Origin of the sequence: Micromonospora sp. WMMD882 (genome assembly GCF_027497255.1) — a bacterium.
Lineage (GTDB): Bacteria > Actinomycetota > Actinomycetes > Mycobacteriales > Micromonosporaceae > Micromonospora.
Genome location: NZ_CP114903.1, coordinates 4,580,912 through 4,607,572, shown reverse-complemented (window position 1 = coordinate 4,607,572; position 26,661 = coordinate 4,580,912). Strand labels below are relative to the sequence as shown.

At 73.5% G+C, this 26,661-nt stretch carries 28 protein-coding genes and 1 pseudogene; 23 read left to right on the top strand and 6 right to left on the bottom strand.

The genetic code is table 11. The annotated features are described in order from the left end of the window. Positions 1-5 precede the first annotated feature (5 nt). Positions 6-770, top strand: coding sequence for an ABC transporter ATP-binding protein (locus O7606_RS19570; protein ID WP_281595468.1), 765 nt, complete (start codon positions 6-8; stop codon positions 768-770). Beyond that, a complete protein-coding gene (locus O7606_RS19565; protein ID WP_281595467.1) occupies positions 755-2,446 on the top strand; it encodes an ABC transporter permease in 1,692 nt (563 codons plus the stop codon). The genes O7606_RS19570 and O7606_RS19565 overlap by 16 nt, the downstream gene beginning before the upstream one ends. 207 nt (positions 2,447-2,653) lie before the next feature. Here O7606_RS19565 and O7606_RS19560 read toward each other — a convergent pair whose 3' ends face one another. Further along, positions 2,654-2,908 carry a hypothetical protein gene (locus tag O7606_RS19560; RefSeq protein ID WP_281595466.1) on the bottom strand — a complete coding sequence of 85 codons (255 nt, stop codon included), beginning with the start codon at positions 2,906-2,908 and terminating at the stop codon, positions 2,654-2,656. Positions 2,909-2,983: 75 nt separating this feature from the next. Between O7606_RS19560 and O7606_RS19555 the strand changes: the two genes are divergently transcribed. Next, entirely contained in the window at positions 2,984-3,511 is a 528-nt protein-coding gene (locus O7606_RS19555) for an SRPBCC family protein (protein WP_281595465.1), read from the top strand. A gap of 288 nt (positions 3,512-3,799) precedes the next feature. Beyond that, a pseudogene (locus tag O7606_RS19550) lies at positions 3,800-4,327 on the top strand (flavin reductase family protein); the annotation flags it as partial. Between the two features lie 63 nt (positions 4,328-4,390). On the opposite strand, the gene O7606_RS19545 reads toward O7606_RS19550, so the two are convergent. Then, entirely contained in the window at positions 4,391-5,029 is a 639-nt protein-coding gene (locus O7606_RS19545; RefSeq protein ID WP_281595463.1) for an N-acetyltransferase, read from the bottom strand. A gap of 255 nt (positions 5,030-5,284) precedes the next feature. Here O7606_RS19545 and O7606_RS19540 point away from each other — a divergent pair, with 255 nt between their 5' ends. The 11 genes from O7606_RS19540 to O7606_RS19490 all read left to right on the top strand — a co-directional run bounded on the left by O7606_RS19540 (position 5,285) and on the right by O7606_RS19490 (position 16,899). Continuing rightward, positions 5,285-5,650, top strand: coding sequence for a DUF485 domain-containing protein (locus O7606_RS19540; RefSeq protein WP_281595462.1), 366 nt, complete (start codon positions 5,285-5,287; stop codon positions 5,648-5,650). Beyond that, a complete protein-coding gene (locus O7606_RS19535; protein ID WP_281595461.1) occupies positions 5,628-7,301 on the top strand; it encodes a cation acetate symporter in 1,674 nt (557 codons plus the stop codon). The genes O7606_RS19540 and O7606_RS19535 overlap by 23 nt, the downstream gene beginning before the upstream one ends. 163 nt (positions 7,302-7,464) lie before the next feature. Beyond that, positions 7,465-8,442, top strand: coding sequence for a GDP-mannose 4,6-dehydratase (locus O7606_RS19530; protein ID WP_281595460.1), 978 nt, complete (start codon positions 7,465-7,467; stop codon positions 8,440-8,442). 76 nt (positions 8,443-8,518) lie between these two features. Then, positions 8,519-9,733, top strand: a complete 1,215-nt coding sequence (locus O7606_RS19525) for an LCP family protein (protein ID WP_281595459.1) — start codon at positions 8,519-8,521, stop codon at positions 9,731-9,733. A gap of 293 nt (positions 9,734-10,026) precedes the next feature. After that, entirely contained in the window at positions 10,027-11,253 is a 1,227-nt protein-coding gene (locus O7606_RS19520; protein WP_281595458.1) for an LCP family protein, read from the top strand. A gap of 306 nt (positions 11,254-11,559) precedes the next feature. Further along, the gene (locus tag O7606_RS19515) at positions 11,560-12,501 is read left to right on the top strand and encodes an LCP family protein (RefSeq protein ID WP_281599765.1); all 942 of its coding nucleotides are present in this window, start codon (positions 11,560-11,562) and stop codon (positions 12,499-12,501) included. Between the two features lie 27 nt (positions 12,502-12,528). After that, the gene (locus tag O7606_RS19510) at positions 12,529-12,864 is read left to right on the top strand and encodes a rhodanese-like domain-containing protein (RefSeq protein ID WP_281595457.1); all 336 of its coding nucleotides are present in this window, start codon (positions 12,529-12,531) and stop codon (positions 12,862-12,864) included. 10 nt (positions 12,865-12,874) lie between these two features. Then, positions 12,875-13,663: a glycerophosphodiester phosphodiesterase family protein gene (locus O7606_RS19505; RefSeq protein WP_281595456.1), complete on the top strand. Its 789-nt coding sequence runs from the start codon at positions 12,875-12,877 to the stop codon at positions 13,661-13,663. Between the two features lie 278 nt (positions 13,664-13,941). Then, positions 13,942-15,399, top strand: coding sequence for an ATP-binding protein (locus O7606_RS19500; RefSeq protein WP_281595455.1), 1,458 nt, complete (start codon positions 13,942-13,944; stop codon positions 15,397-15,399). Positions 15,400-15,470: 71 nt separating this feature from the next. Continuing rightward, on the top strand, positions 15,471-15,890 hold the full coding sequence (locus O7606_RS19495) for an ATP-binding protein (protein WP_281599764.1): 420 nt from the start codon (positions 15,471-15,473) through the stop codon (positions 15,888-15,890). A 124-nt stretch (positions 15,891-16,014) separates the two neighbouring features. After that, the gene (locus tag O7606_RS19490) at positions 16,015-16,899 is read left to right on the top strand and encodes a DUF5926 family protein (protein WP_281595454.1); all 885 of its coding nucleotides are present in this window, start codon (positions 16,015-16,017) and stop codon (positions 16,897-16,899) included. A gap of 137 nt (positions 16,900-17,036) precedes the next feature. Here O7606_RS19490 and O7606_RS19485 read toward each other — a convergent pair whose 3' ends face one another. Then, positions 17,037-18,245 (bottom strand): arginine deiminase, encoded by a 1,209-nt coding sequence (locus tag O7606_RS19485; protein WP_281595453.1) that lies wholly within the window; start codon positions 18,243-18,245, stop codon positions 17,037-17,039. Positions 18,246-18,408: 163 nt separating this feature from the next. Here O7606_RS19485 and O7606_RS19480 point away from each other — a divergent pair, with 163 nt between their 5' ends. The 5 genes from O7606_RS19480 (at position 18,409) to pheA (ending at position 21,832) form a co-directional block, all read left to right on the top strand. After that, a complete protein-coding gene (locus O7606_RS19480) occupies positions 18,409-19,149 on the top strand; it encodes a hypothetical protein (protein WP_281595452.1) in 741 nt (246 codons plus the stop codon). 168 nt (positions 19,150-19,317) lie between these two features. Continuing rightward, positions 19,318-19,776 carry a hypothetical protein gene (locus O7606_RS19475; protein ID WP_281595451.1) on the top strand — a complete coding sequence of 153 codons (459 nt, stop codon included), beginning with the start codon at positions 19,318-19,320 and terminating at the stop codon, positions 19,774-19,776. 82 nt (positions 19,777-19,858) lie between these two features. Then, positions 19,859-20,248: an ACT domain-containing protein gene (locus O7606_RS19470; protein WP_281595450.1), complete on the top strand. Its 390-nt coding sequence runs from the start codon at positions 19,859-19,861 to the stop codon at positions 20,246-20,248. A gap of 55 nt (positions 20,249-20,303) precedes the next feature. Continuing rightward, a complete protein-coding gene (locus O7606_RS19465) occupies positions 20,304-20,870 on the top strand; it encodes a hypothetical protein (RefSeq protein ID WP_281595449.1) in 567 nt (188 codons plus the stop codon). Positions 20,871-20,875: 5 nt separating this feature from the next. Beyond that, positions 20,876-21,832, top strand: coding sequence for a prephenate dehydratase (gene pheA, locus O7606_RS19460; protein WP_281595448.1), 957 nt, complete (start codon positions 20,876-20,878; stop codon positions 21,830-21,832). An 81-nt stretch (positions 21,833-21,913) separates the two neighbouring features. Here the strand turns inward: pheA and O7606_RS19455 are convergent, their stop codons facing one another. The 3 genes from O7606_RS19455 to O7606_RS19445 form a co-directional block, all read right to left on the bottom strand. Continuing rightward, complete coding sequence (locus O7606_RS19455; protein WP_281595447.1) at positions 21,914-22,636, bottom strand: AIM24 family protein; 723 nt, start codon at positions 22,634-22,636, stop codon at positions 21,914-21,916. Positions 22,637-22,708: 72 nt separating this feature from the next. Continuing rightward, entirely contained in the window at positions 22,709-23,071 is a 363-nt protein-coding gene (locus tag O7606_RS19450) for a metallopeptidase family protein (RefSeq protein ID WP_281595446.1), read from the bottom strand. 116 nt (positions 23,072-23,187) lie between these two features. Then, positions 23,188-23,619 carry an OsmC family protein gene (locus O7606_RS19445; RefSeq protein ID WP_281595445.1) on the bottom strand — a complete coding sequence of 144 codons (432 nt, stop codon included), beginning with the start codon at positions 23,617-23,619 and terminating at the stop codon, positions 23,188-23,190. A 150-nt stretch (positions 23,620-23,769) separates the two neighbouring features. Here O7606_RS19445 and O7606_RS19440 point away from each other — a divergent pair, with 150 nt between their 5' ends. From O7606_RS19440 to O7606_RS19430, 3 genes are all read left to right on the top strand, one after another. After that, positions 23,770-24,579, top strand: coding sequence for a hypothetical protein (locus tag O7606_RS19440; protein WP_281595444.1), 810 nt, complete (start codon positions 23,770-23,772; stop codon positions 24,577-24,579). Positions 24,580-24,738: 159 nt separating this feature from the next. Beyond that, a complete protein-coding gene (locus O7606_RS19435; RefSeq protein ID WP_281595443.1) occupies positions 24,739-25,560 on the top strand; it encodes an HAD family hydrolase in 822 nt (273 codons plus the stop codon). Beyond that, positions 25,560-26,537 (top strand): HAD family hydrolase, encoded by a 978-nt coding sequence (locus tag O7606_RS19430; protein ID WP_281595442.1) that lies wholly within the window; start codon positions 25,560-25,562, stop codon positions 26,535-26,537. The genes O7606_RS19435 and O7606_RS19430 overlap by 1 nt, the downstream gene beginning before the upstream one ends. The last annotated feature ends 124 nt before the right edge of the window (positions 26,538-26,661 follow it).

Here is a 26,661-nt window from a genome sequence, read left to right as displayed (position 1 = left end):
GGTCCATGACTGGTGCCCACCCGGCGCTGGCCCTGCGTGGGCTGGCCAAACGGTTCGACAGCAAGGTGGCGGTGGCCGGCGTCGACCTCGACGTACCGGCCGGGTCGTTCTACGGCCTGCTCGGCCCGAACGGCGCCGGCAAGACCACCACCCTGTCGATGTCCGTCGGCCTGCTGCGCCCCGACGCCGGCCGGGCCTGGGTCCTCGGGTACGACGTGTGGGGCGACCCGGTGCAGGCCAAGCGGCTGCTCGGCGTGATGCCGGACGGCGTACGCCTCTTCGACCGGCTCACCGGGGCGGAGCTGCTCGCGTACCACGGCCTGCTGCGCGGCATGGACCCGGCGGTGGTCGACCGGCGGGCGGCCGAGCTGCTCGACGTGCTCGCCCTCGGCGACGCCGGGCGGACCCTGGTGGTCGACTACTCCGCCGGCATGAAGAAGAAGATCGGCCTGGCCTGCGCGCTGCTGCACGGCCCCCGGCTGCTGGTGCTGGACGAGCCGTTCGAGGCGGTCGACCCGGTGTCGGCGGCGCTGATCCGGGACATCCTGCACCGGTACGTGACCGGCGGCGGCACGGTGGTCTTCTCCAGCCACGTGATGGAGGTCGTCGAGCGGCTCTGCACCCACGTGGCGATCCTCGCGGACGGGACGATCAAGCGGGTCGGCACGCTGACCGAGGTACGCGGGGACCGTTCCCTGGAGGAGGTCTTCGTCGAGGTGGTCGGCGGACGGACCGCGACCGGCGAGGAGCTGTCGTGGCTGTCGACGTGACCCCGGACGCGCTGACGCCCGCCGATCCGGTCCGGTCGGTGTCGGCCCGGCACTTCGTCCGGCTGAAACTTCGCGTCACGGCGAACAGCACCCGCGGCCAACGCTGGCGGGTGATCCTCTTCGTGGTCGGTCTCGTCTTCGCGCTCTGGTTCACCGGGGTCGGGTTCTTCCTGCTCGCCGGCCCCGGGTTGGCCGACGCGCCGGAGTTCGCGGTGCTCGCCGCCGGCTTCGGCGGTGGCCTGCTGCTGCTCGGCTGGGCGCTGCTGCCGCTGGTCTTCTTCGGCGTGGACGAGACGCTCGACCCGGCCCGCTTCGCGCTGCTGCCACTGACCCGGCGCACCCTGGTCGGCGGGCTCTTCGCCGCCGCCCTGGTCAGCCTGCCCGCGCTGGCCACCCTGCTCGCCACCAGCGGCCTGGTGGTCACCGCGTGGCTGACCGGCGGCTGGGCCGCCGGGCTGGTGGAAATGGTCGGGGTGGTCGCCGGCCTGCTGCTCTGCGTCGCCGCGAGCCGTGCGCTCACCAGCGCGTTCGCCAGCATGCTGCGGTCCCGCCGGGTCCGTGACCTGGCCGCCGTGCTGCTCGCCGTGCTCGCCGCGCTGCTCGGGCCGGTGCAGCTCGCGGTGGTCGCCGCCGCCGAACGGGCCGACTGGGAACGGCTGGCCGGGGTGGCCCGGGTGGTCGGCTGGACCCCGTTCGGCGCCCCCTGGACGGTCGGCATCGACGTCGCCGAGGGACGGGCCTGGGCGGTCCCGGTCAAACTACTGATCGCCGTGGCGACCATCGTCGCGCTGCTGGCCTGGTGGTCCCGGTCGCTGGAGTCGGCGATGGTCGGCGCGAGCGGCGCCGGCCCCGCCCCGGCCCGGAGCGCCGCAGCCCGGGGCGCCGCCGTGGAGCAGCTCTTCCCGAAGGCGGTGGGCTGGGCGCGGCGGGACCGGTTCGGCGCGCTGGTCGCCCGGGAATGCCGTTACTGGTGGCGGGACGCCCGCCGCCGGGCCAACCTGATCACCCTCGGCGTGGTCGGGGTCTTCGTGCCGCTCATGGTGAACCTGGGCGGCTCCGGCTTCGGGGCCGACGGGCCCGGGTTCGACGTCTCACCGCTGGTGGTCACCTTCTCGCTGCTGTTCGTCGGGGTGCTCGCCTCGCTCACCCTGGCCAACCAGTTCGGCTTCGACGGCAGCGCGTACGCGGCGAACGTGGTCGCCGGAGTGCCCGGCCGGGTCGAGTTGCAGGCCCGGATGGCAGCCTTCTCGATCTACGTGGTGCCGATCCTGCTGGGCATCAGCGTGGTGGTGGCGCTGGTGCTGGGCCAGCCAGCCTGGCTCGGCCTGGCGGCGGGCACCCTGCTCGGCACGTACGGGGTGGGGCTGGCGGTGAACCTGTTCGTCTCGGTGCTCGGCGCGTACGCGCTGCCGGAGACGAGCAACCCGTTCGCCGTCAACACCGGCGCCGGGGTGGCGAAGAGTTTCCTGAGCCTGCTCAGCATGGTCGGCGCGGCTGCCGCCTCGGTGCCGCTGGTGCTGGGGGCGGCGCTGGGCGGGACGGTCTGGCTCTGGCTGGCCCTGCCGGTCGGTCTGGCGTACGGGGTGGGCGCGGCGCTGCTCGGCGCGTACCTGGCCGGTGACGTGCTCGACCGCCGCATGCCCGAACTGCTGACCTCCATCACCCCCCGCCGCTGACCCCCTCCCACCCTCCCACCCGCCCGGCCCGCCCGCCCGGCCCGGCCCGGCCCGGCCCGCGTGGCCGTTTCCCGGATATCGCGCTGTCCAGGGACGCGGAAGGCGCCGTTGCCAGGATCTGGAGTCGGCCCACGGGCGTTACGGCCAGCCAACGGGCGTTACGGCCAGCCAACGGGCGTCGCGGTCGGCACAGCGGCCGTTTCGGGGTCAGGCGCGGCGGAGGAGCGCGTAGAAGAGGTGACCGCCGGGTCCGGTGGTGACGTTGACGAGCGTCCAGCCGTACTGGCCCAGGTACTCGACGGCCTCCAGGAGTTGGGTGGCGTTGCTCTTGCCGAACTTCGCGCGGGCGACGACCGCGACATGCCGGTACGGGTAGCTCCGGAAGTCGACCTCCTGCCGGAGTACCGCGTCGGCGGGGACGAGCCGGGTCTGGGCGAGCTGCTGTGCCGTCACGGGGGCCATGCCCGCACGATAGGTCTCGCCGCCACGACCCGCCCGCGGACGGTGGGCACGGTGCCGATCGGGCACACTGGAGCGATGCCGGTCGTGGAAGCCGTGGTCACCGTTCCGGTGTCGCCCGAGCTGGCCTTCGCCGTCTCCCAGACCGTCGCGCCGGTGCGGTACCGGTGGGATCCGTTCGTCCGCGAGCAGCACTTCGTCGACGGCGCGACCCGTCCCGGCCGGGGGGTGCGCACCTTCACCCGGTCCCGGCACGGGTTGATCATGGTCAGCGAGTACGTCTCCTACGCCCCGCCGAGCCACGTGGGGATGAAGATGGTCCGGGGCCCGTGGTTCTTCGAGATGTTCGCGGGCGGCTGGCGGTTCGCGCCCGGCCCCGAGCCGGACACCACGATCGCCACCTGGCGGTACAACTTCCGCTGCCGCCCGGCGTGGCTGCGTCCGGTGGCGGACCGGCTCGGGCGGTGGCTGCTGGGCCGGGACATCCGTCGCCGGATCGCCGGGTACGCCGCCGGCTGCGTCGACCCGACGGTGCTGGCCGCCGCACGGTCGGGTTATTCCTCGGTGGACGTGCCGCCCGGCTCGCCGCCAACCGGCCCGACGTGATCGGCCGGGAGTGATCGGCCCGTCGCCAACCGGCCCGACGTGATCGGCCGGGAGTGATCGGCCCGTCGCCAACCGGTCCGAAGTGATCGGCCTGGGTGGCCTGGGCCACGAGCGGCGCCACCTCGGGGACTGCCGGAGGCCACCGGGCCGGCATGCCAGCCGGGGCCACCGAGCCGTGCGGCCCAACCGAGAAGGACCGGCCGAGAAGGACCGGCCTAGGTACCGGTCGGGAGGAGTTCCAGCGTGACCTGGTCGACCAGCGCACCGGGCGGCCCTCGCGGGGTCACAATGTTTCACGTGAATCCAGGTGCGGAGATCCACCACGTCGACCCGTTCGCCACGCCGGCCGGGCAGCGCTCACCGGCACGTCGGTTACGCGGGCGGCTGGCCGCCCCGGTGACCCTGTGGACGGCGGCCGGTCCGGCCGGGCTGACCGTCTCGTCGACCATGGTGGCCGAGGGTGAGCCGGACCGGCTGCTCGGGCTGGTGGATCCGGAGGCCGACCTCTGGGCCGCCGTCGAGGAGTCCGGTCGGTTCGCGGTCGCCGTGCTCGGGCCCACACATCGGCAGCTCGCCGACCGGTTCGCCGGCCTGTTCCCCTCACCTGGCGGCCTCTTCGCGCTGGACGAGTGGGTCGACACCCCGTACGGGCCGGTGCCGTCCGACGCCGGGGGCTGGGCCGGCTGCCGTCTGGACGACAGCCGGGAGTGCGGCTGGGGGCTGCTGGTCGAGGGGGTCGTCGAGACGGTCGACCTGGCCGACGGGAGTGATCCGTTACTGCACCACCGGGGGCGGTACCGGGAACTGGCAGGCTGACGGGCGGGCCGGAGCCGAGACCACCACGCCGCCCGACCGGTCACGACCGGGCAGCCGTACCGCTCAGCACCCGTCGTCCGGGTCGGACGGGGAGGCATCGTCCGGGTCGGACGGGGAGGCGCGGGGGTCGCGCAGGCCGACGCAGTCGTGCTCCCAGAAGGTCGCCGGGTAGACCAGCGTGCCGGTCATCCACGGCTCGTACGCGGCGAGCCGCCGCACCTGGAAGGCGGCTTCCGGGATCCGCAGCGACGGTCGGCGGAAGCCGTCCGGGCCGCCGGGCGCGAACCCGAACCGGGCGTAGTACCGGGGGTCGCCCTCCAGGAAGACCAGGGGTACGTCGCGCTGGTCGAGCAGGTCCAGGCCGTACCGGACCAGGGCGGCCCCGACGCCCCGCCGCTGCCACCGTGGGGCGACCGCGAGCGGGCTGAGCACCTGCACGGCGACCAGCCGTCGGGGCGCGTCGAGCAGCGCACGGCTGAACATGACGTGCCCGAGGGCATCGCCCCGTACGTCGGCGACCAGCGAGAGGGCCGTGGGGTCGTCCCGGCGCAGGCCGCGTACCAGGTCCGCCACCACGCGGCCGTGCGCGCCGAACGCCTGCCGGTGCAGGTCGAGCACCGCCTCGTGGTCGTGGGTCGCCTCGGGCCGCACTGTCAGGCCGGGCGGCGGGAGCTGGCTCCCGTGGGGCGGTAGGGCGTTCACGACCGGGACGGTAGTGCCGGTCGCCCTTGCCGGTCACCCGATAAACGCGCGCCGGCGAGCCGGCCCGACCAGCAGTACCGGCCGACCGACGAGCTGGCCGGCCGACCGTTGAGCGGAGTGATCCAGGTCACTCGGCGCAGCCAATCTGCCGTTCGGCGCACCGAGCGACCGTTGCCGATCTTCCCCTTCCCCATCGGCGCGCGTCGTCCCTACCGTGCGCGCAACCCCACGCCCGCGAAAGGTGGTGATCCACAGATGTCGACGGACACACCCCCGGCCGACACGGTGAGCGGTGAGCGCTACGTCGCCGTACAGCGTTCGGACGAGTTCGCCGGTCTGCGCCGCGCGCTACGCGGCTTCGTCTTCCCGATGACCGTGGCCTTCTTCCTGTGGTACGCGCTCTACGTGATCCTCTCCGCGTACGCGCGGGGTTTCATGGGCACGAAACTCTTCGGCAGCAACATCAACGTCGCGCTGGTCTTCGGGCTCCTCCAGTTCGTCTCGACGTTCCTGATCGCCTGGCTGTACGCCCGGTACGCCGACCGGAAGATCGACCCGGTGGCCGACCGGATCCGCGCCGAGATGGGGGAGGTGAGCCGTGCAGACGATTCTCGCGGCTGAGGCGGGCAGCACCACCGCCCGTAACCTGACCATCGTCCTGTTCCTGGTCTTCGTGGCGGCCACGCTCGCGATCACCATCTGGGCGAGCCGGCAGACCAAGACGGCCACCGACTTCTACGCCGGGGGCCGGTCGTTCTCCGGCTTCCAGAACGGCATGGCGATCGGCGGCGACTACATGTCGGCGGCGTCGTTCCTGGGCATCGCCGGCATCATCGCCCTGTACGGCTACGACGGCTTCCTCTACTCGATCGGCTTCCTGGTCGCCTGGCTGGTGGCCCTGCTGCTGGTCGCCGAGCTGCTGCGTAACTCCGGCCGGTACACGATGGCCGACGTGCTGGCGTTCCGGATGCGGCAGCGGCCGGTGCGGACGGCGGCGGCGGCCTCCACCATCACCGTGTCGATCTTCTACCTGCTGGCCCAGATGGTCGGCGCGGGCGCGCTGGTGGCGCTGCTGCTGGGCATCCGCCCGGGCACCACCTTCCTCGGCATGGACGCGTCCACCGCGAAGGTCGCCACCATCATCATGGTCGGCGCCCTCATGATCATCTACGTCACGGTCGGCGGGATGAAGGGCACCACGTACGTCCAGATCGCCAAGGCGTTCCTGCTGATGGGCGGCGCGCTGATCATGACGCTGCTGGTGCTGGCGAAGTACAAGTTCAACCTGTCCTCGCTACTCGGTGACGCGGCGGCCTCCTCCGGCAAGGGGAGCGCCTTCCTGGAACCGGGGCTGAGATACGGCGTCGAGGTCGCCGGGAACGCCACCCAGACCTTCTACAACAAGGTCGACCTGCTCTCGCTCGGCATCGCGCTGGTGCTGGGCACGGCCGGTCTGCCGCACATCCTGATCCGGTTCTACACGGTGCCCACCGCCAGGGCGGCCCGCAAGAGCGTGCTCTGGGCGATCGGCATCATCGGCACCTTCTACCTGCTCACCCTGGCCCTCGGCTTCGGGGCGGCGGCGCTGGTCGGCGGTGAGGCGATCACCGCCCAGGACAAGGCGGGCAACACGGCCGCGCCACAGTTGGCCGAGGTGCTGGGCGCCGACTTCCTCGGCGGCGACCTGGGCGGCGCGGCGCTGTTGGCGATCATCGCGGCGGTCGCGTTCGCCACCATCCTGGCGGTGGTGGCCGGCCTGACCCTGGCCTCCTCGTCCAGCCTGGCGCACGACTTCTACGCCAACGTCATCAAGAAGGGCCAGACCTCGGAACGGCAGGAGGTGCGGGTAGCCCGGATCTCCGCCCTGGCCATCGGCGCGGTGTCGATCCTGTTGTCGATCTTCGCGCAGAACCTGAACGTGGCGTTCCTGGTCGCGTTGGCCTTCGCGGTGGCCGCGTCGGGCAACCTGCCGGCGATCCTCTACAGCCTCTTCTGGCGGCGGTTCAACACCTCCGGCGCGGTCTGGGCGATCTACGGCGGCCTGCTCTCCGCCGTCGGCCTGGTGTTCTTCTCGCCGGTGGTCTCCGGGGCGCCGACCGCGATGTTCCCCGACCACGACTGGCAGTGGTTCCCGCTGTCCAACCCGGGCATCCTGTCCATCCCGTTCGGTTTCCTCTGCGGCTGGATCGGCACGCTGATCTCCAAGGAGACCGACGACGACAAGTACGCCGAGTTGGAGGTGCGTTCCCTCACCGGCATCGGCGCCCACTGAGGCGTCGTCACGGACCGGTCCGGCGAATGCCCGACGCGGGGCACGTCCCGGACCAGTCGCAGGGCTCCTGTCCAGGTGTTTGCCTCTATCCTGGCAGGAGCCCTGTCGACGTCCCCGGCTGGTCGCCCGGCATGACCGGGGCCCGCTGAGTAGGCTGGCCGGCATGAACGTCGCTCCCCGCTTCGGCGCAGGCCACCGCGTCCTGGTCACCGGCGGCGCCGGTTTCGTTCCGTCACACCTGGTGGAGGCGCTGCTCGACCGCGGGTGCGCGGTGGTCGCGGTGGACAACTTCGTCACCGGCGCCAAGGAGAACGTGGCCCACCTCGCCGACCGCGACACCTTCACGCTCGTCGAGGCGGACGTCTCCGACGGGCTGCCGACCCACCACCCGGCGCTCGCCGAACGGTTCGACGCGATCCTGCACATGGCCTCGCCGGCCAGCCCCACCGACTTCGCCACCCTGCCGGTGGAGATCCTCCGGGTCGGTTCGGTCGCCACCCTGCACCTGCTGGACCGGGCCCGCGCCGACAACGCCCGCTTCCTGCTGGCCTCCACCTCCGAGGCGTACGGCGACCCGAAGGAGCACCCCCAGCGCGAGACGTACTGGGGCAACGTGAACCCGATCGGCGTACGCAGCGTCTACGACGAGGCGAAGCGGTTCTCCGAGGCGGCCACCATGGCGTACCACCGCTTCCACGGCGTGGACGTGGCGATCGTACGGATCTTCAACACGTACGGTCCCCGGATGCGGCCGGACGACGGCCGGGCCATCCCCACCTTCGTCGCCCAGGCGTTGCGCGGTGAGCCGATCACGGTGCACGGCACCGGGGCGCAGACCCGCTCGATCTGCTACGTCGACGACCTGGTGCGGGGCATCCTGCTGCTGCTCGACTCCACCGAGACCGGGCCGATCAACTGCGGCACCGAGCACGAGATGTCCATGCGCCAACTGGCCGAGCTGATCGTGTCGCTCGCCGGCAGCGGCTCCGAGGTGGCCTACGTCACCCGGGCCGCCGACGATCCGGAGATGCGTCGCCCCGACCTGACCCTGGCCCGGGAACGGCTCGGGTACGAGCCGCGGGTGGCCCCCGAGGAGGGGCTGCGGCGCACGATCGCCCACTTCCGGCGGCGAATGGGGTGACCGTCCGGTAATAGGAGGCGAACCGGGCCGCTTCACCTGAAGGCGGGACTGGCTTCGGGTACGTACCCTGAGTTACATGTCAGCGACCATGCCTGCCGGCGTCCCGCTCCCGCACCTGCACCGGAGCTCCGCCGGGCGCGCCCCGGTACCGGGCTCCGGGCGGGCGACCCGCCCCGCCGGTCCGTCCACCGAGCGGCGTCTCGACGACGACCGGCCCGCACGGGTCGGCGGTGGCCCGGCGGGCCCGGGCGGCCCCGGGCGACCGGGCGGACCCGGACGCCCCGGTCCCCGCCCGCGCTGGGGGCGGATCGCGCTGGTGGCCGGCGTGGTCGTGCTGGTGCTCGCGCTGCTCGGCGGGGTGGGCGGGTGGCTCTACGCCCGCAACCTCGACGACGACCTGGCCCGGACGGACCCGTTCTCGCAGATCACCGAGGACCGGCCGGCCAAGGCGGTGGACGGCGCGCTGAACATCCTGCTGGTCGGCAGCGACTCGCGGGATCCGGACGCCCCGGTCGACCAGAAGGGCGAGTGGCGGGCCGACACGATCATCGTCATGCACATCCCGTCGAGCCACGCCGAGGCGTACCTCGTCTCCATCCCCCGGGACCTGTACGTGCCGATTCCCTCCGACGCGAACGCCGACTGCGGCTCGGGTGAGCGCGGGAAGATCAACGCGGCCTTCGCCTTCGGCGGCCTGCCGTTGGCGGTACGGACCGTGGAGTGCTTCACCGACGTGCACCTGGATCACGTGATGGCGATCGACTTCGCCGGTTTCAAGCAGGTCACCGACGCGCTGGGCGGGGTCGACCTGCCGGTGGAGCGGACCATCACCTCGATCCACAAGCCGTACCGGACGTTCACCAAGGGCGTCAACCACATGAACGGCGAGGAGGCGCTGGACTGGATCCGCCAGCGCAAGCAGTTCCCCCAGGGCGACTTCGCCCGGATGCGGCACCAGCAGGAGTTCCTCCGCGCGTTGATGGACAAGGCGGCCAGCAGCGGCACGCTCGCCAGCCCCCGGAAGCTGAACGCCTTCCTCACCTCGGTCACCGACGCGGTCACCGTGGACGAGGGGTTCTCGCTCGTCGACATGGCGGTGCAGTTCCGGAAGCTGCGGGGTGAGAACCTGACCTTCGTGACCAGCCCGCACAACGGCAGCGACACGATCAACGGCGAGTCGGTGGTGGTCTCGGACCGGGAGAAGGCGCTGGCGATGTACCGGGCGATGGCGAAGGACGAGATGACGGCCTGGGTCAAGGCGAACCCGCCGGGCGCCGGCTCCGGCCGCTGACCGGCCCCGCCCGCTCCCACCCGGCCACGCCCGCTGACCGGCCCTGCCCGGCCACTTACGCTGACCGGCTTGCCCGCGCCCGCCCGGCCACGCTCACCGGTTCCGCCCGGGCGGCGGTCGGAGTGGCCGGGCGGGGGCGCTGATCACCGATCGGCCGGGTCGGGCCGACCTTTCGGTCACACTGACGGGCATCGACGGTCAAGGATCAGAAGATGACGCCTCGATGAACTCGCCAGATCGGAATCGGATCCGTAAAGTGATCCCGCCCCCGATCCCCGCGAGCTGGAGTACGCATGCCGGTTCAGGCCCGTCGTCGCCCCTCGTCGCGGGAATCCTCCCCGGCTGGCCGACGCTCCACGCCTGCCCCTCCCACCGGCGCCGTTCCGGCGCCCCACTCCGGCGCGGGCCGTGGCCCCGGCAAACCCGGCAAGCGGAAGCGCCGCAAGGATCCGCTCTGGGCCCGGCTCGCCGTGATCGTCGGCGCGGTGCTGATGGTGACCAGTGGCGCCGCCATCGTGGGCACCAAGGCGATCATCGGCCAGGCCACCGGCAGCATCTCCCAGCAGAACCTGCTCGGGGACGCGGGCAAGAGCGACGCCGAGGGCGGCGACACCCTGGACGGCCCGATCGACATGCTGCTGCTCGGGGTGGACGCGCGGGCCGACTCCGGTGACGACGTACGCGCCGACAGCATCATCATGCTGCACATTCCGGCCAGCCACGACCAGGCGTACCTGATCTCGATACCCCGGGACACCGAGGCGCACATCCCGGCGTTCGAGAAGACCGGTTTCCCGGGCGGCACCGACAAGATCAACGCGGCGTTCCAGTTCGGGATGCGCAACGGCGGCGGTTGGTCAGGTGGCGCGCAGCTCATGGCGCAGACGATCCGGAAGATGACCGGGGTCAGTTTCGACGGGGCCGCGATCATCAACTTCGGCGGTTTCAAGAAGGTGATCGACGCGCTGGGCACCGTACGCATCTGCGTCAGCCAGGAAGTGACGTCGTACCACATGAAACTGGTCGACGGAAAGCCGATGTGGAACGCGGCAGCCAAGAAGACCGGCAAGGAGATGAAGCCGGTGGTGCACAAGAAGGGCTGCCGGGAGATGGAGGGCTGGGAGGCGCTCGACTACTCCCGGCAGCGGTACGGCCTGAAGAACAGCGACTACGACCGTCAGCAGAACCAGCAGCAGCTCATCAAGGCGATGGCGAAGAAGGCGATCGACGACGGCGTGATGACCAACCCGATGAAACTGAAGCGGCTGATGGAGGCGGCCGGCGACACGCTCGTGCTGGACACCGGCCGGGCCGAGATGGCGGACCTGGTCTTCACCATGCGCGGGGTGACCGCCAACGAGTTGACCATGCTCCGGACGAACAACGGCACCTACCACGCCAACGCGCACGGCCGGGAGTCGCTCAGCCCGTTGACCATGGACATGTTCACTGCGGTCAAGCAGGACAAGCTCGCCGAGTTCGTGTTCGCCAACCCGACCGTGCTCTCCACCCGTAAGTAGCGCCCGCCGGCCGCCAGCCGCCCGCCAGCCGGCGTGGCGGCTCGTCGGCGTGGCGGCTCGTCGGCCCGGCGGTCGGCGGTCGGCGGTCGGCGGTCGGCGGTCGGCGGTCGGCAGATTCGGCGAAATGCCGTACGTGCCGCAGATCACGCCCCTAGCCTGAGGTGAGCAGGACTCACGATCCGGACTCACGGATCGGGCTCACGGGGAGGCGTCACGGCCAGGTCGGCACGGCTCAGCACGGGCACGGGACGCGCCCGCCCGCCGCGCTGGGCGCGCCTGCTGATCGGCCTCGGGCTCGCGTTGGCCCTGCTGGCGACCGCCGGGACGATCGGCATCCAGGCCCTCACCGACCGGTACGACAACTCGGTGGCCCGGGGCCACCTGCTCGACGACCGGGCCCGCCGGGAGCGGACCGACCCCGACGGGCCGCTGACCTACCTGCTGGTCGGCTCCGACCGCTTCCGCAGCTCGGGAGAGCACGTCGACGAGCGCTCGGACACCATCCTGATCGCGCACCTGCCCGCCGGCCTGCACCGGGCCTACCTCATCTCCGTACCCCGGGACCTGCTGGTGGCGATCCCGCCCGCCCCGAACGGCTACCGCGGCGGCCAGGACAAGATCAACGCCGCGTACGACCTCGGCGGCGGGGGCGAGGCGGGCAGCCGACTCCTCTCGGCCACCCTGCACCGGCTGACCGGGCTGGAGTTCGACGGCGCCGCCTCGATCGACTTCACCGGCCTCCGTACGGTGATCGACCTGCTCGGCGGGGTCCGGATGTGCGTCGACACCGAAGTCCGCTCGGTGCACACCGGCACCGTCTTCGTCCCCGGCTGCCAGCAGATGGACGGCGCACGGGCGCTGGACTACGTCCGGCAGCGCTACGATCTGCCCGGCGGCGACTACGACCGGCAGCGGCACCAGCAGCAACTGCTCCGGGCGATGCTCCAGCGGGCGGGCGAGACCGACCTGCGGGGCAACCCGCTGCGCACCGACCAGATCATCCGGGCGGTGGGCGGCTCGCTGACCGTGGACACCAACGGCGTACCGCTGGAGGACCTGGTGTTGTCGCTACGCGCGCTGCCCACCGACGGGCTGGTCGGCGTCCAGGTACCCTCCGCGCCGCAGACGATCGACCAGGTGTCGTACGTGGTGCTGGTCGACGGGGGCAACGGCCTGTTCGAGTCGGTGCGGACCGCCCGCGCGGCGCAGTGGGCCGCCGCGAATCGCCGGTGGGTGAACCGGCTCTGACCCACCGGGCGACTAGCCTTGGTATCCGTGTTCGGACCCCAGGTACCCACGATGACCGTGACCGAGATCAGCGACGACACCTACCTGCTGGACGTGCGGGAGGACGACGAGTGGACGGCGGGGCACGCGCCCGGCGCCCGCCACCTGCCGATGATGGAACTGCCCGCCCGGATGGCCGAGGTGCCCACCGACGTCGACGTGGCGGTGATCTGCCGCTCCGGTGGCCGCTCCGCGCAGGTCGTCGGATACCTGCTCAACAACGGATGGGAGCAGGTCCGCAACGTCGAGGGCGGGATGCGGCAGTGGGCGGCCGCCGGCCGGCCGGTCACCACCGACGACGGCACGCCGGGGCGGGTCGTCTGATCCGCCGACGATGACCGGTCCGCTGGTCTTCGCCCATCGTGGCGCCTCCGTCGCCCTGCCCGAGCACACCCTCGCGGCGTACCTGCGGGCGATCGAGGAGGGCGCCGACGGGCTGGAGTGCGACGTCCGGCTGACCCGGGACGGCCACCTGGTCTGCGTACACGACCGGCGGCTGGACCGGACCAGCACCGGGCGGGGCCGGGTCAGCGCGCACACCCTCGCCCAGTTGGAGGCGCTGGACTTCGGCTCGTGGCACCCCGGCGCCCCGCCGGCCGGCCCGGACGAGCCGGCCGACGAGTCCCGTACCCGGCTGCTCACCCTGGCCCGGCTCCTCGACGCGGCGCACGCCGCCGACCGACCGGTCCGCCTGCTGATCGAGACGAAACACCCCAGCCGGTACGGCGGCGCCGTCGAACGCAAGCTGGTCGCGCTGCTCCAGCGGTACGGGCTCACCGAGCCGCGGCCGGACGCCCGCGTCCAGGTGGTGGTGATGTCGTTCGCGTTGCTGGCGGTGCGCCGGATCCGGGAGCTCGCCCCGGCCCTGCCGACGGTCCTGCTGCTGGAGACGCTGCCGCCGTGGCTGCGGTCCGGTCGGCTGCCCATCGGCATCCGCATCGCCGGGCCGGGGATCGCGCTGGTCCGGGCCCGGCCACGGCTCGTGCCGGCGCTGCGGGCCGCCGGCCACCAGGTGTACGTGTGGACGGTCAACGAGCCGGCCGACCTCGACCTGGCCCTCGCCGCCGGGGTGGACGGCATCATCACCGACCGCCCCGACCTGGCCCTCGCCCGCCGCGCCTGACCGCTCCCCGGGTTCGGCCCCCCGCCCGCCGCCCCCGGCCCGGCCGGACCCCGACCCGGCGCCCCGGCCGCCGTCCCGCCCCCGCCCGACCCCGGGGCCCGGCCGGGCCCGACGCTGAGGGCTCAGCGCGATTTCCGTGCGATGGCGGTGTCGGGCTGGCCGGATACCGCCACTTGAGCGATATGGCGAGCCGCGCCGGGTCGCCGGCCGTCCGCTGGGTGGTCCGGGGCTCGGGTCGGGGGTGCCCAAATCCCGGTCGGGAAGGCACACTCTGGGGCATGCCGGAGCGACCTGACTATGCCGCTCTCATCGCCGGCCACACCGTCGTCCTCGAAATGATCAATTCGGGTGGCGCCGGGCTGCCCGTGCTCACCCAGTTGCTCCAGGTGGCCCAGCCGACCCTCGGCGCGGTCGGCATGGCCTTCGTGGAGTTCGCCCCGAACGGCGGCCGGGTGATCGCGGCGACCGGCGCGGCGGAGTGGGCGATCGGACGGCCGCTGCCCCCGTCCGATCCGGCCACGGTCTGCCTGATGCACGGCCCCCGGATGCAGCGGGTCCGGGTGGACCGGGTCACCGGAGGGCTCGCCGGGGAGCTGACCCGGCGCGGGCTCTGCCGGCTGCTCGCCGCCCGCGCCGAGATCGCCGGGGTGCCGGTCGGCAGCCTGCACGCGTTCTACCTGGCCGGTTGCGACGAGTTCACCGGCGAGCACCCGGTCCTCGGCTACCTCGCCTCCTGCATCGCCCACATGTACGGCGACCAGGCCGGGCTGCCGGTGCACGGGGACGGCCCGGTGGTCGCCGCGCTGGCCGACGGGCTGGCCGTGGTCGACCCCCAGGGGCTGGTACGACTGTGGAACCCGGCCGCCGCCCAGGTGACCGGACGCAGCTCGGCGCAGGCCCTCAACCAGCCGCTGCCGTTCCCGCTGCCCCCGCCCGGCCAGGTGCTCGACCACCGGCTGCCGGACGGGCGGTGGCTGCGGATCGTCGCCGGTGAGCTGCCCGGGCCCACCTCGCTGCGGGTGGTGACCTTCCGGGACATCACCGACCAGCAGCGCCGCGACCAGGATCGGGACCTTTTCGTCGCGGTGACCAGCCACGAGCTGCGTACCCCGGTCACCGTGGTCAAGGGCTACGCGAACACCCTCGCCGACCACTGGGACTCGCTCGCCGACGCCGACCGGCGCGAGGCGGCCCAGGTGATCGCGCAGCGGGCCAACGAGCTGGCCCGGCTGGTCGACCGGCTGCTCTCGTCCGCCACCGACACCGGGCCGGGCGGGGCCGCGCCGCGTACCGCGTTCGACCTCGCGGAGGCGCTCGGCTGCGCGGTCGCCGACCTCCCGGCGGAGCTGCGCCGACGGCTCGTCCTCCGGCTGCCGACCGGGCTGCCCCGGGCGCTCGGCAGCCGGTCCGACCTGGCCACCGTGCTCACCGAGCTGACCACCAACGCCGACAAGTACTCCTCCCCCCGCTCCCCCATCGAGATCAGCGCCGACGCCGACGAGCAGACGGTGGCGTTCCGGGTCAGCGATCGGGGCATCGGCATCCGGCCCGAGCACGTGGAGCGGGCCTTCGAACGGTTCTGGCAGGGCGAGTCGGGGGACCGTCGCCGGTATCCGGGGGCAGGTCTCGGCCTCTATCTCGTCCGTCGGATCGTGGAACAGCAGAACGGGTGGGTATCCCTACGTCCGAGGCCCGGTGGGGGTACGGTCGCAGAGGTGCGGCTGCCGCGCGGATGAGACCGCGCCGGCGCGGGCACACGGCGAGGAGGCACGGCGTGTCGACGAGATCGACGGAGCGGTCGTGGTGTGTGGTGGTGCCCCACCACCCGACGGGCGCCCGCCTGGCCCGGCACCGCCTCGCCGGGGTTCTCGCCGACGAGGTGCCGCCGGCCCTGCTGGCCGATCTGGTGGCCGTCCTCGCCGAGCTGGTCGGCAACGCCGTCCGGCACGCCGATCCGCTGCCCGGCGGGGTGGTCCGGGTCTCCTGGCGGTTGCGTACGGCCGACGGTGGCCAGCACGTCCGGGTCCAGGTCACCGATGGCGGGGGCGGCTCCGCGCCGATGCCCCGCTCGGCCGGGCCGCACGCGGCCGACGGGCGTGGCCTGCACATCGTGGCCGGTCTGGCGACCCGGTGGGGCGTGGACCGCGACGGCCTCGGGCAGAGCGTCTGGGCCGACTTCGCGCCCGCCGGGGCGTACCGGCCGGATCTGGTGCCGGCGGCCGGCTGAGCCGCGCCCGCCCGCTGACACCGCGACCCGCGGCCCCGCCGCCCCCCGCGTCCCCGGCCGGCTGAGCCGGGTCTCCGACGCCGGGTCCCCTGCCGGCGTCGTCGGACGCCTAGGCTGTCTCGCCGTGAGCAAGCGTCGAAAGAACCAGCGGACCACCGAAGCCACCCCCAGAAGGGAGAAGGTGCGGGACGTCTTCGTCCCCCGACCGTTCGAGGGACTCACCGACGAGCCGGAATGGATCGCCCTGCGCGAGCTGGTGCCGGCCGCGTCCGCGCCGCTGCGGCTGGCGCCCGCGCTGGTCGAGGAGTACGGCGACCGCGACGTCGCCCTGGCCACCGTGCTGCCGATGGCGAGCCCGGCGATGGTCCGGCCGGACGGTCGGATCCTCGTCGGCCTCCAGCGGCACATCCAGTCCGGTGACGTCTCCCGGGATTTGGCGGAGGCGCTGCTCTGCGCGTTGCGCACCGAGCCGGGCCAGCCGGTGGCGGTGCCGCCGCTGCCCGGTCCCGGCCCCCGGCTCCAGGACGTCCTGGTCGACGGGCCGCTGGAGGTGACCCTGCACGACGGGTTCGAGTTCTGGCTGGACCCGGGCGTCGCGGACGACCCGAACGTGCAGGCGTCGCTGGAACGCGCCAACGCCGCCGTCTACCCCACCGTCCGGCTCGCCGCCGCCCGTGCCGCGTACTGGTGCCAGGTGCCGGCGAAGGCCCACGTCCGGTGGGTGCTCGCCGACGGCGAGGACGCCGCCCTGGACGCGTTGGCCCGGCTCGGCACGGCCGGCACGCTGACGTTGGGCGAGCAGACCCGGTTCGCCGGCATGTTCCGCGCCCACGGCCGGCTGGTGCCGGTCTGGGATCTGCCGGGGCAGATCCCCGCCGCCGAGTGGGAGGAGCCGTTGGCCGGGCTCACCAAGCGGTACGCCGACGCGCTCGCCGACCCGACCCCGCTGGACGCGGCCGGTCGCCGGGTCCGCCAGGGTCTGCTCGGCCGCCAGCTCACGCTGCGCTGAGCCAGGACGCGAGGACGGGCCTCTTCCGTACCGGGACGCGGGCACCGCCGGCCGGTCCCGGTCCGCGAGGGGCCCCTCCGCCGTGCGGGCGCCATCGCCGTGCGGGACCGGGCCCGACGTCGGGAGGGGCTGTGGTCTCAGCCCGGCAGGGGGTCGCGGACCAGGGGGCAGGACATGCAGCGCGGGCCGCCCCGGCCGGAGCCCAGCTCGGAGCCGGCGATCGGGACGATCTCGATGCCGGCCCGTTCGAGCTGGGCGTTGGTCCCGACGTTGCGTTCGTAGCCGACGCACAGCCGGGGCGCCAGGGCGAGGGTGTTGTTGCCGTCGTCCCACTGCTCGCGTTCGGCGGTGACCGGGTCCAGGCCGGTGTCGATCACCCGGAGCCGGTCGAGGTCCATCGCGTCGGCCGCGGCGCGGAGGAAGGGCGCCGGCCCGTCGATCCTCGGCTCGCCGTCCGGCCCAGCCACCACCGTGTACGCCGTCAGCGTGTCGGCGATGTTCGGGTACATCAGCACGGCGTCGACGTCGACCATCGTGCAGACGGTGTCCAGGTGCATGGTGGCCCGTTCCTGGGCGATCGGCACCACCAGCATGGTGTGCGCCAGTCCGGCGGCGAGGGTCTGCCGGGCGAGCCGTTCCGCGCCGGCCGGGGTGGTGCGCTCGCCCACCCCGACCGCGATCACCCCGGGGGCGAGCAGGAGGACGTCGCCGCCCTCCAGGTGTTCGAGCCCGGGGTGGTAGATCGACTCGGAGCCGGCGAACCGCGGGTGGTGCCGGTAGATGGCGTGGGTGAGGCTGGTCTCCCTGCGCCGGGCCGGCATGGCCAGGCTGGTCACTCCGACCCGGTCCCGGATCCAGAGGGAAGAGTCCCGGGTGAAGAGGAGGTTCGGCAGCGGGTCGATGACGAAGTCGTGCCGGTCCATCAGGGCGTAGACCAGCCCGCCGGGCCGGTCCCCGCTGGTCCGCACCTCGTCGTGGGCGAGGCCGGCGACGAGCACGTCGGCCAGCCCGGCCGGATCGAGGTACGCCAGGTGGTCGGCGACCCGGCGGCGGAGGGTGTCGCCGAGCCGGGGGTCCCGGAGCACCTGGTCGGTCAACTCGGCGCGGGCCTCGGCGACGGCGAGCGTCTCGGCCAGTAGGGTGGCGAGGTACAACACCTCCACCCCGCGTTCGCGCAGGGCGGCGGCGAAGGCGTCGTGCTCCTCCTGAGCCCGGCCCACCCATGGGATTGCGTCGAACAGCAGGGAGTCGTTGTTGCGGGGGGTGAGTCGCGCGAGTTCGGGCCCGGGCCGGTGCAGCAGCACGGTGCGGAGCCGACCGACCTCACTGTCCACGTAGTGCGTCACCCACGCAGCCTAGGCCAGGTGTTGGCGTCATCCGGGAAAAGAAGCCTCGATGAATGCGGCATTCATCCGCACTCACTCCGGTGCTTCGACTTGCCGACCCACCGGTCTAGCCACGTAGGGTAGTGAGGACATAACTTCGAGGGACCTTTTGCCGGAGGTCGCGATGTCTGTCTTTCCCGCACGTCGAGCTGTATCCGCCGGTCGGGCACTGCCGCCCACCGGAGGCAACCCGCCGCAGGACGAGCCGTCCGGAACGCTCGCTCCGGTCCGGCCGTCGCCGTTCGGCTGGGCCCGTCGACGCCGGGCGGAACGCGGCGCCCGCCGGATGGAGGCCGCCGGGGCCCGCGCGCTCGGCCAGCTCGACAGCCTCGGGCCGGCCTGGCACGTGATCGAGTGGCCGCGCGCCGACCCGTCGGACGCGCTGCTCGGCTCGGGGCACGACGACCGCGCCGGGTTCCTCGCCATCGGCCCCAGCGGGCTCTTCGCGATCAGCATCGTCGACCACGGGCGCAACCGGGTGCTCGTCGCCGGGGACGTCGTCCAGATCAACGGCAAGCGCCCGCCGTACGTCGCGGACGCCCGCCGGGACGCCAAGCGGGCCAGCAAGGTCCTCACCAAGGCGGTGGGCAAGACGATCCCGGTGGCCCCGGTGCTGGCCTTCGTCGGCTCCGGTGACATCAGCGTCTACGGCCTGCCGAAGGACATCCTCATGGCCACCCACCGGGAGCTCGACCGTCTGCTGGTCGCCGGCGGCGCGCGGATCAGCCCGGCGACCGCCGAGAAACTCGCGCAGGTCGCCCAGCACCCCGCGACCTGGATGGACGGCACGTACCGTCCAGCCGCCGACTACCGGTGGTACGAGGACAGCCGAATGGCCGCTGACAAGCGGGCCAACCACCGGTAACGTCACCGGCGACGCCACGCGGCCCGGAGCTCACCGCCAGGTCCGCGTTGTCGCCGGTCATCCGCTGGCAGGCGCCCCGCGCCACCTGCGGTCCGGTGGCCTCGCGGGTTGTCGACGAGCAGAGGCCCGGCCAGCGTGGACAGCCCGGCGGTGCACAGAGGAGGCTCGGTGGCCCACGTCGAACTCTCGCTTTCGGACGTCTTCGCGCCGGCGGCGGAGTCGTCGACAGCGCCCGAGTTCGACGGCTTCGAGCAGTGGTCCACCACTGTTTCCCGGGCCCTGGAGCCGTGCCTGCTCATCGACCTGGAGACGAAGGTCGTCGCCGTGTCCGCGGCCGGCTGTGAGCTGCTCTGCCTGGGCGCGCCCGACGAGCTGGTCGGGTTGCCGTTGCTCGACGGTGGGCTGCGCCTGCTCGACTTCACCGCGAACCGGGGCGAGCTGACCGAGCAGGAGGTCGACAAGATCCCCCCGCTGCTCGCGCTCTCCTCCGGCCGGCTCGCCCGCGGCCTGCTCCGGGTGCAGGCCGCCGCGGACACCCCGGACGCCACCGTGGACGCCATCTCCACGCCGGTGCTCGCCGCCGACGGCGTCGTCACGGGCTCGCTCACGTTCTTCTCCGAAGTCTGACCTCCGGCGCGCCCGGTCCCGCCCGGCGTGGGGGCGCCGGGGATGCCTGGGCCGGCCGTCCCCGACACCGTAAGGTGCCCTCATGCTCGACATCGCTCTACTGCCAGGGGAGTACGCGGTGTGCCGCCTGGCCGCCGACGCCGCCCTCCCGGCCGCGGTCTGGAGCGACCTCGGCGCCCAGCAGGTCGTCTCGGTGAGCTGGGCCAGCGACGGCGTCTCGCTGATCTGCCCGGCGGACCGGGTGCCCGGTGACGTGTCGGTCGAGACGGCCTGGCGGTGTCTGCGCGTCGTCGGGCCGTTGGGGCTGGCCGTGACCGGGGTGCTCGCCTCCCTGGTCGGCCCGCTCGCCGACGCCCGGGTCAACGTGGTCGCCTTCTCCAGCTACGACACCGACCACCTACTGGTGCCGGCGGTCCGGCTGGTCGAGGCGGGGGCCGCCCTGCGCCAGGTTGGGCACCGGATCACCGGGTGACTTCACGCTGGGCGTGACGCGCCCTACCATGGGCACGGTCGACACCGTCGAAATGATGCCCACCTATGTCGAGGATCGGCCCGTGACCCCGTACCGTGCCAGGCGCCTCCGGCTGCTGGCGCTCACCGTGCTGGTCGCGCTGCCCGTCGGCGGCTGCGGGGCCCCACCCGAGCTACGGCACCGGTCCGCCGGGGCGTCCACCCCGCCGGCGGCCACCCCCACACCGGGCGGCACGGCGTCCCCGACGCCGACGCCCCCGGCGCTGCCGCCCACCCTGCCGCCGAGCGCCCCGAGCCCAGGCGCGACGGCGGTCCCCTGCCGCGACGGCCCGTCCGGGGAACGCGTCGTCCGGCTGGTCCGGGGCGCGGCGGGGGTGCTACCGGGCAGTGGCCGGGTCACCGTCCGCACCGGCCCGCTCTGCGCCGACGACTGGCACTACACCGTCCTCGCGGTCTCCGGCTACGAGGACCTGACCGTGGTCACCCGGGGCCGGCCGACGTCGCCGAAGCTGGTCACCGCCGGCACGGACGTCTGCACGATCGAGGTGCGCACCGGCGCGCCGTCCGGGATCCGGACGCTGGCCTGTGACGGCACGGGAATCCTGCCGGGTGCCCTAGGCTGACCGGCATGCCGGGAACACCACCGACCCGCTTCGTGTACCTCGGCCCCGAGGGCACCTTCGCCGAGCAGGCGCTGCGCACCGTGCCCGCCGCCGAGCACGGCACCCGTACGCCCGCGCGCAGCGTCGGCGAGGCGCTGGACAGCGTACGGGCGGGGGACGCCGACGCGGCCCTGGTGCCCCTGGAGAACTCCATCGGCGGGGCGGTCGGGGTGACCCTCGACGAGATGGCCGAGGGCGAGCCGCTGGTGATCACCCGAGAGGTGGTGCTGCCGGTGGAGTTCGTCCTCGGCGCCCGGCCCGGCACCCGGCTCGACCAGATCCGGATGGTGGCCGCCCACCCGCAGGCGTCCACCCAGTGCCGTGACTGGCTGCGCACCCACCTGCCGGACGCGGTGGTGGTGGACGTGCTGTCCAACGGGGCCGCCGCCGGTGGGGTGGCCAGCGGCGAGCACGACGCGGCGATCTGCGCGCCGATCGGGGCGGCCCGGCACCGGCTGGCCGTCCTCGCCGACAAGATCGCCGACCACGCGGACGCGGTGACCCGGTTCGCGCTGGTGTCCCGCCCCGGCCCCCCGCCCCCGCCGACCGGCGACGATCTCACCTCGCTGGCCGTCTACATCGCCCACGACCGGGTCGGCGCGCTGCTGTCGGTGCTGATGGAGCTGGCGGTACGCGGCGTCAACCTGACCCGGATCGAGTCCCGCCCGACCGGTGAGGCGCTCGGCCGGTACGTCTTCTTCCTGGACTGCGCCGGGCACGTGGCGGACGTCCGGCTCGGCGAGGCGTTGCAGGGGCTGCACCGGGTCTGCGCCGAGGTGCGCTTCCTCGGGTCGTACCCCCGGCACCGCTGGAGCGGCGCGCCCGGCGACTCTCCGGTGCCCGCCCCGGCGGGGCTCTCCGACGTCGACTACTCCGACGCCGCCGCCTGGCTGGCCCGGCTCCGCTCCGGCGAGCTGACCTGAGGCCAGGGCCGGCCGGCGTGCGGCGGGCCCGGCCGACCGCCGTCGGGTGGGGCGGCCGGGATGCCACCCCACCGGCGTCGGTCAGCTCAGCAGGTTGCCGAGCAGGCCGCCCTGCTGTTGCTGCTGGGCGCCGCTGCCCTGGAGCGGGGGCTCCTCGGAGGGCTGGACGACCACGAAGCCCTGGCCGGCGAAGCTCATGGTGAACGCCTCGCCGGTGCTGCGGCCGAGCAGGGTGCCCAGGCCGAGCTGCTCGGCCCGGTGGTAGCCGGTCTGGAGGCTGGCCGACCAGCACACCGCGGCCTGCGGGTCGACGTACGTGGGCGCGTCGACGTTGAGCACCACCGGGGTGCCCTTGGTGGTGATCGCGATCCGGCCGTGGCCGCTGAACACGCAGTTGAACAGCCCGGACGCGGCCATGCCGGTGCCGCCGACCATCCGGATGTCGTACTGGAGGGAGGAGTCGAAGGCGAGCACGCTGGAGCCGTTGATGGAGAGCGCGTCGCCCGGCTCGAGGTCGATGATGTGCACGTCCTTGGCGAAGTCGGCCAGGAAGACGTCACCCCGGCCGGTGAGCTTCATCAGCGGCACGCCCTCGCCGGTCAGCTTCTGCTTGAGGAACTTGCCGAGACCACCGGAGCCGAGCGCCTGGAACTGCACCTGCCCCTGGTACGCCACCATGGAGCCGACCCGGGCCATCGCCTCGCCGTTCAGCTCGATCTTCAACATCTTGGAGTTCTGCAGCCGCATGCCGGGCTGAGCGGACTCCTTTTCCAGGTTCTCCGCGGAGAACAGCGCGCTGCGCATCGGGTTCCTCCTGATTGAGGGGCTGTCTGCTCGGAGGGTAGGCGAACCGCGCAAACCGGTGGCAGCCGCCGGTCAGCCCCAGCCCAGCTCGTGCAGCCGGTGGTCGTCGATGCCGAAGTGGTGGGCGATCTCGTGCACCACGGTCACCGCGACCTCGTCGACGACGTCCTCGTCGCTGTCGCAGATCCGCAGGATCGGCCGACGGTAGATCAGGATGCGATCGGGCAGGACACCGCCGTAGCCCCAACCGCGCTCGGTCAGCGCGTGCCCCTCGTAGAGGCCGAGGAGCTCGGGCTCACCGGGGGGCGAATCGTCCTCCACCAGGATGACCACGTTGCTCATCAGGCGGAGCAGCTCCTCCGGCACCTCGTCGAGGGCGTCGGCGACCAGCTCCTCGAAGCGTTCGCGGCTCATCTCGACCGGCACGCCCACCATTCTGCCCGACCCGCAGACCCGCCGCCGACCGTGATCGGCGAACGGCCGTACCGGGTGGGTGGATCACACCGCCCGGCGGGGCGCACGGCCCCGCCGGGCGGTAGCGGTCGGGAGGCTCAGGAGGCCAGGCGGGCGGTGAGGCTGATGTCCGCGCCCGGGGAGAGCAGCCGGGAGATCGGGCAGTTCTTCTTGGCGGCCTCGGCCAGCTCGACGAAGGTCGCCTCGTCGACGCCCGGCACCTGGCCGACGGTCTCCAGGTCGATCCGGGTCACGGTCATCCCGGCGTCGGTCTTGTCGAGGTGGACCTTGGCCGTGGTCTCCACGGACGTGCCGGGCGTGCCGGCGTCGGCGAGAGCCTTGGAGAGCGCCATCGAGAAGCAGGCGGCGTGCGCCGCGCCGACGAGCTCCTCGGGGTTGGTGCCCTGGCCCTCCTCGAAGCGGGACGCGAAGGAGTAGTTGCCCTGATACCCGCCCTGGCCGGTGCGGAGCGTCCCGGCGCCCTCGGTCAGATTGCCCTGCCAGCGTGCGGATGCGGTTCGGATCGGCATGCCCCGCACGCTATCCGACCATCGCGCCGCGCGCCGACCGACCGGCCCGGGTCGTACGGTGGACGACGTCCGGAGGAGCCGGCGTTCCCGGCCCCGAGCTGCCGATCGTGTCATGATGCGACCAGACCCGCGAACGCGGAAGGGTGACCGATGTCCCAGGAGCTGCCCGTTCCCCGTCAGGACGACCGGTCGGACGGCACAGCCGTCCTGGAGTGGGGCCCGACCGGGTCGCCGGCGCCGCGACGGGTTGGCGGCCTGCTGGACGGGGTCCGCCGTCATCCCCGGCTGCCCCGGGCGCTGGCCGGGCTGGGCGCCGCCGCCGCGTTCGCCTCGCTGCTGGGCGAGTGGGTGGTCATGACGGTGCCGAACAGCGGGCCGGAAGGGAGCAGCATCCGGGTCCCGGGCGGGGTGGGCGAGGTGGGCGGGTTCGGCGTCGGCTACCTGGTCGGGCTGCTCGGTCTGACCGGCGTGGTCACGGTGGCGCTCGCCGGCACCCGCGCCGCCCGGCCCAACGCCCGGGTGGCCGGCGCCGGCATCGCGGTGGCGCTGCTCGCGCTGCTGGTCGCCGCCACGCTCTCGCTCGACGACTCCGGTCGCAGCGCGCTCTACTACCCCAGCGACAGCGGTTTCGAGATCGAGTACGGGCGGGGCCTGGTGATGGCGTTCGTGGCGGTCGCGCTGCTCGGCTCGGCCCTGCGACTGGCCGGCCCGACGGTCGGGTCGTCCGACTCGGCGGAGGAAGCCCGCACGCCGGACGGCGACGGGCCGGAGGAGGACGGCGAGCCGTCCGGCCGGGACGCGGCGTCGGGCGGGGCGGCGGCGGTCGCCCCGGAGCAGCGGCGGTGGCGCCGCCGGAGGCGGGACGACCGGACACCGGAGGACGAGCCGCCCGCGCCGGAAGGGCTCACCGTGCAACCGTCCGTCCCGTTCGCCCGCCCGGACCAGCCACCCGGCCGCTGACCCCGGCCCCCGGACTGACACCCGGGGTTGCCGGGCCATTCGCCGCAAAGTCATGGTCGCCCGGGTACGCGCGAGGTACGGTTGCTGCCCGCCGTCACGCACGGCGAGGCTCCGACGACCAGATCTGCTGGCGCGGACGGCGGGGGTGAAGGAGGAACGATGCCCCGCCCAGGTCTGCCCAAGCTCATCGCCACCGACCTCGACGGCACCCTCGTCCGCAGCGACGACACCGTTTCCGCGTACACCCACGGGGTGCTCGACCGGGTCCGGGCGGCCGGCATCCCGGTCGTCGGCGCGACCGGCCGGGGCCCCCGCCTGACCGAGCTGACCCGCAACGACATCCGGGCCGCCGACTACCTGGTGATGGCCGGCGGCGGCCGGGTGGTGGACCAGAGCGACCCGACCGGCCCGGTGGTGCTCCGCGACGAGCGGCTGGGCGCGGACGTGCTGTCCGGTATCCTCGCCGACCTGGAGGCCGCGGCCGGCCCGCTGACCGTGATGGTGGAGGCCCTGGACGACCACGACGCGCCGCTCTGGGGCGACTACCACCCGAGTTGGCCGTACCAGGACCGGTTCGAGTCGCGGACCCGCGCCGAGTGCCTGGGGCAGGACGTGATCAAGGCGTTCGCCCGGACCCAGGACCACCACGTGGACGAGTTGCTCGACCTGGCTCAGCGGATCGTGCCGGCCGAGGTCGCCACCTTCACCCAGGCCGGGCTCGGCTTCGTGGAGATCACCCCACCGGGGGTGGACAAGTCCAGCGGTCTCACCGTCGTGACGGAGGCGCTCGGCGTCGACCCGGCCGACGTGCTGGTCTTCGGGGACATGCCGAACGACCTGCCGATGTTCGCGTGGGCCGGCTGGGCCCGGGTGGCGGTCGCCAACGCCCACCCGACCGTCCGGGCCGCCGCCGACGAGGTGACCCTGCGCAACGACGACGACGGCGTCGCGGTGTACCTGGACCGGCTACTCTCCGGCTGATGGAGTTGACCCCACCCCCGCCTTCCGTCGTACCCACCGCCACCGTCACCACCCGGCCGGTCGCCGCCGGGCCGGTCGCCGCCGGGCCGGTCGCCGCCGGGCCGGTCGCCGCCGGGCCGGTCGCCGCCGGGCCGGTCGCCGCCGGGCCGGTCGCCGCCGCCGGGGCGCGGCCCCGGCTGGTCGCCACCGATCTCGACGGGACGCTGCTCGGCCCGGACCGGGCGGTCAGCCCGTACACCGCCCGGACGCTGGCCCGGCTCACCGCGTCGGACGTACCTGTCGTGCTGGTCACCGGCCGTCCGATCCGCTGGCTGAAGGTGGTGTACGACCAGCTCGACGCTCCCCTGCCGGCGATCTGCGCGAACGGGGCGGTGGTCTACGACCCGGTGGCCGACGAGGTGCTGCGCGCCGACCCGCTCGCCCCGGAGCTGCTCGCCGAGGTGGCCCGCCGGCTGCGTGCCGCGGTGCCCGGGGTGAGTCTGGCCGTCGAGGTCGTGGACAGCCGCGAGATGCGGCACGAGGCGCACTTCCCGCTGCGCTGGGAGGCCGACCCGGCGCTGATCCGGGCGGTCACCACGCCGGAGGATCTGCTCGGCGTGCCCGCGGTGAAGCTGCTGGTGCGGGCCGGCGAGCAGGATCCGGACCTGTTCACCGAGGTCGTCGCGGAGGTGGTCGCCGGGCTGGCCGAGGCCACCCACTCGTCGCGCTCGGGGCTGGTGGAGCTGTCCGCCTCCGGGGTGACCAAGGCGGCCGGGCTGGCCTGGTACTGCGCCCGGCTCGGGATCGCCGCGCCGGAGGTGCTGGCCTTCGGCGACATGCCGAACGACGTGCCGATGCTGACCTGGGCCGGCCGCGCGGTCGCGGTGGGCAACGCGCACCCCGCCGTACGGGCGATCGCCGACGAGGTCACCTCGGCGCACACCGAGGACGGCGTGGCGGCGTACCTGGACCGGCTCTACGGCCTCGACCGCCCGTGACCGTGACCTGAGGCGGCGCCCCGCCGTCGTGGTGACCCGGGGCAGCGCCCGGCTGACCGGGGCAGCGCCCGGCTCCTGCCTGGGGACCGGGCGCGCCACCTGTTTCTCCCCTCGGCCGCCGTCC

Bases quoted from the DNA above. Each gene is read 5' to 3' on its own strand.
- O7606_RS19465 (WP_281595449.1), top strand. From the start codon at position 20,304: ATGCCCACCTATGTCGAGGATCGGCCCGTGACCCCGTACCGTGCCAGG.
- pheA (WP_281595448.1), top strand. From the start codon at position 20,876: ATGCCGGGAACACCACCGACCCGCTTCGTGTACCTCGGCCCCGAGGGC.
- O7606_RS19530 (WP_281595460.1), top strand. From the start codon at position 7,465: ATGAACGTCGCTCCCCGCTTCGGCGCAGGCCACCGCGTCCTGGTCACC.
- O7606_RS19440 (WP_281595444.1), top strand. From the start codon at position 23,770: ATGTCCCAGGAGCTGCCCGTTCCCCGTCAGGACGACCGGTCGGACGGC.
- O7606_RS19520 (WP_281595458.1), top strand. From the start codon at position 10,027: ATGCCGGTTCAGGCCCGTCGTCGCCCCTCGTCGCGGGAATCCTCCCCG.
- O7606_RS19445 (WP_281595445.1), bottom strand. From the start codon at position 23,619: ATGCCGATCCGAACCGCATCCGCACGCTGGCAGGGCAATCTGACCGAG.
- O7606_RS19430 (WP_281595442.1), top strand. From the start codon at position 25,560: ATGGAGTTGACCCCACCCCCGCCTTCCGTCGTACCCACCGCCACCGTC.
- O7606_RS19450 (WP_281595446.1), bottom strand. From the start codon at position 23,071: ATGGTGGGCGTGCCGGTCGAGATGAGCCGCGAACGCTTCGAGGAGCTG.
- O7606_RS19570 (WP_281595468.1), top strand. From the start codon at position 6: ATGACTGGTGCCCACCCGGCGCTGGCCCTGCGTGGGCTGGCCAAACGG.
- O7606_RS19505 (WP_281595456.1), top strand. From the start codon at position 12,875: ATGACCGGTCCGCTGGTCTTCGCCCATCGTGGCGCCTCCGTCGCCCTG.
- O7606_RS19480 (WP_281595452.1), top strand. From the start codon at position 18,409: ATGTCTGTCTTTCCCGCACGTCGAGCTGTATCCGCCGGTCGGGCACTG.
- O7606_RS19455 (WP_281595447.1), bottom strand. From the start codon at position 22,636: ATGCGCAGCGCGCTGTTCTCCGCGGAGAACCTGGAAAAGGAGTCCGCT.
- O7606_RS19435 (WP_281595443.1), top strand. From the start codon at position 24,739: ATGCCCCGCCCAGGTCTGCCCAAGCTCATCGCCACCGACCTCGACGGC.
- O7606_RS19560 (WP_281595466.1), bottom strand. From the start codon at position 2,908: ATGGCCCCCGTGACGGCACAGCAGCTCGCCCAGACCCGGCTCGTCCCC.
- O7606_RS19540 (WP_281595462.1), top strand. From the start codon at position 5,285: ATGTCGACGGACACACCCCCGGCCGACACGGTGAGCGGTGAGCGCTAC.
- O7606_RS19555 (WP_281595465.1), top strand. From the start codon at position 2,984: ATGCCGGTCGTGGAAGCCGTGGTCACCGTTCCGGTGTCGCCCGAGCTG.
- O7606_RS19500 (WP_281595455.1), top strand. From the start codon at position 13,942: ATGCCGGAGCGACCTGACTATGCCGCTCTCATCGCCGGCCACACCGTC.
- O7606_RS19470 (WP_281595450.1), top strand. From the start codon at position 19,859: ATGCTCGACATCGCTCTACTGCCAGGGGAGTACGCGGTGTGCCGCCTG.
- O7606_RS19525 (WP_281595459.1), top strand. From the start codon at position 8,519: ATGTCAGCGACCATGCCTGCCGGCGTCCCGCTCCCGCACCTGCACCGG.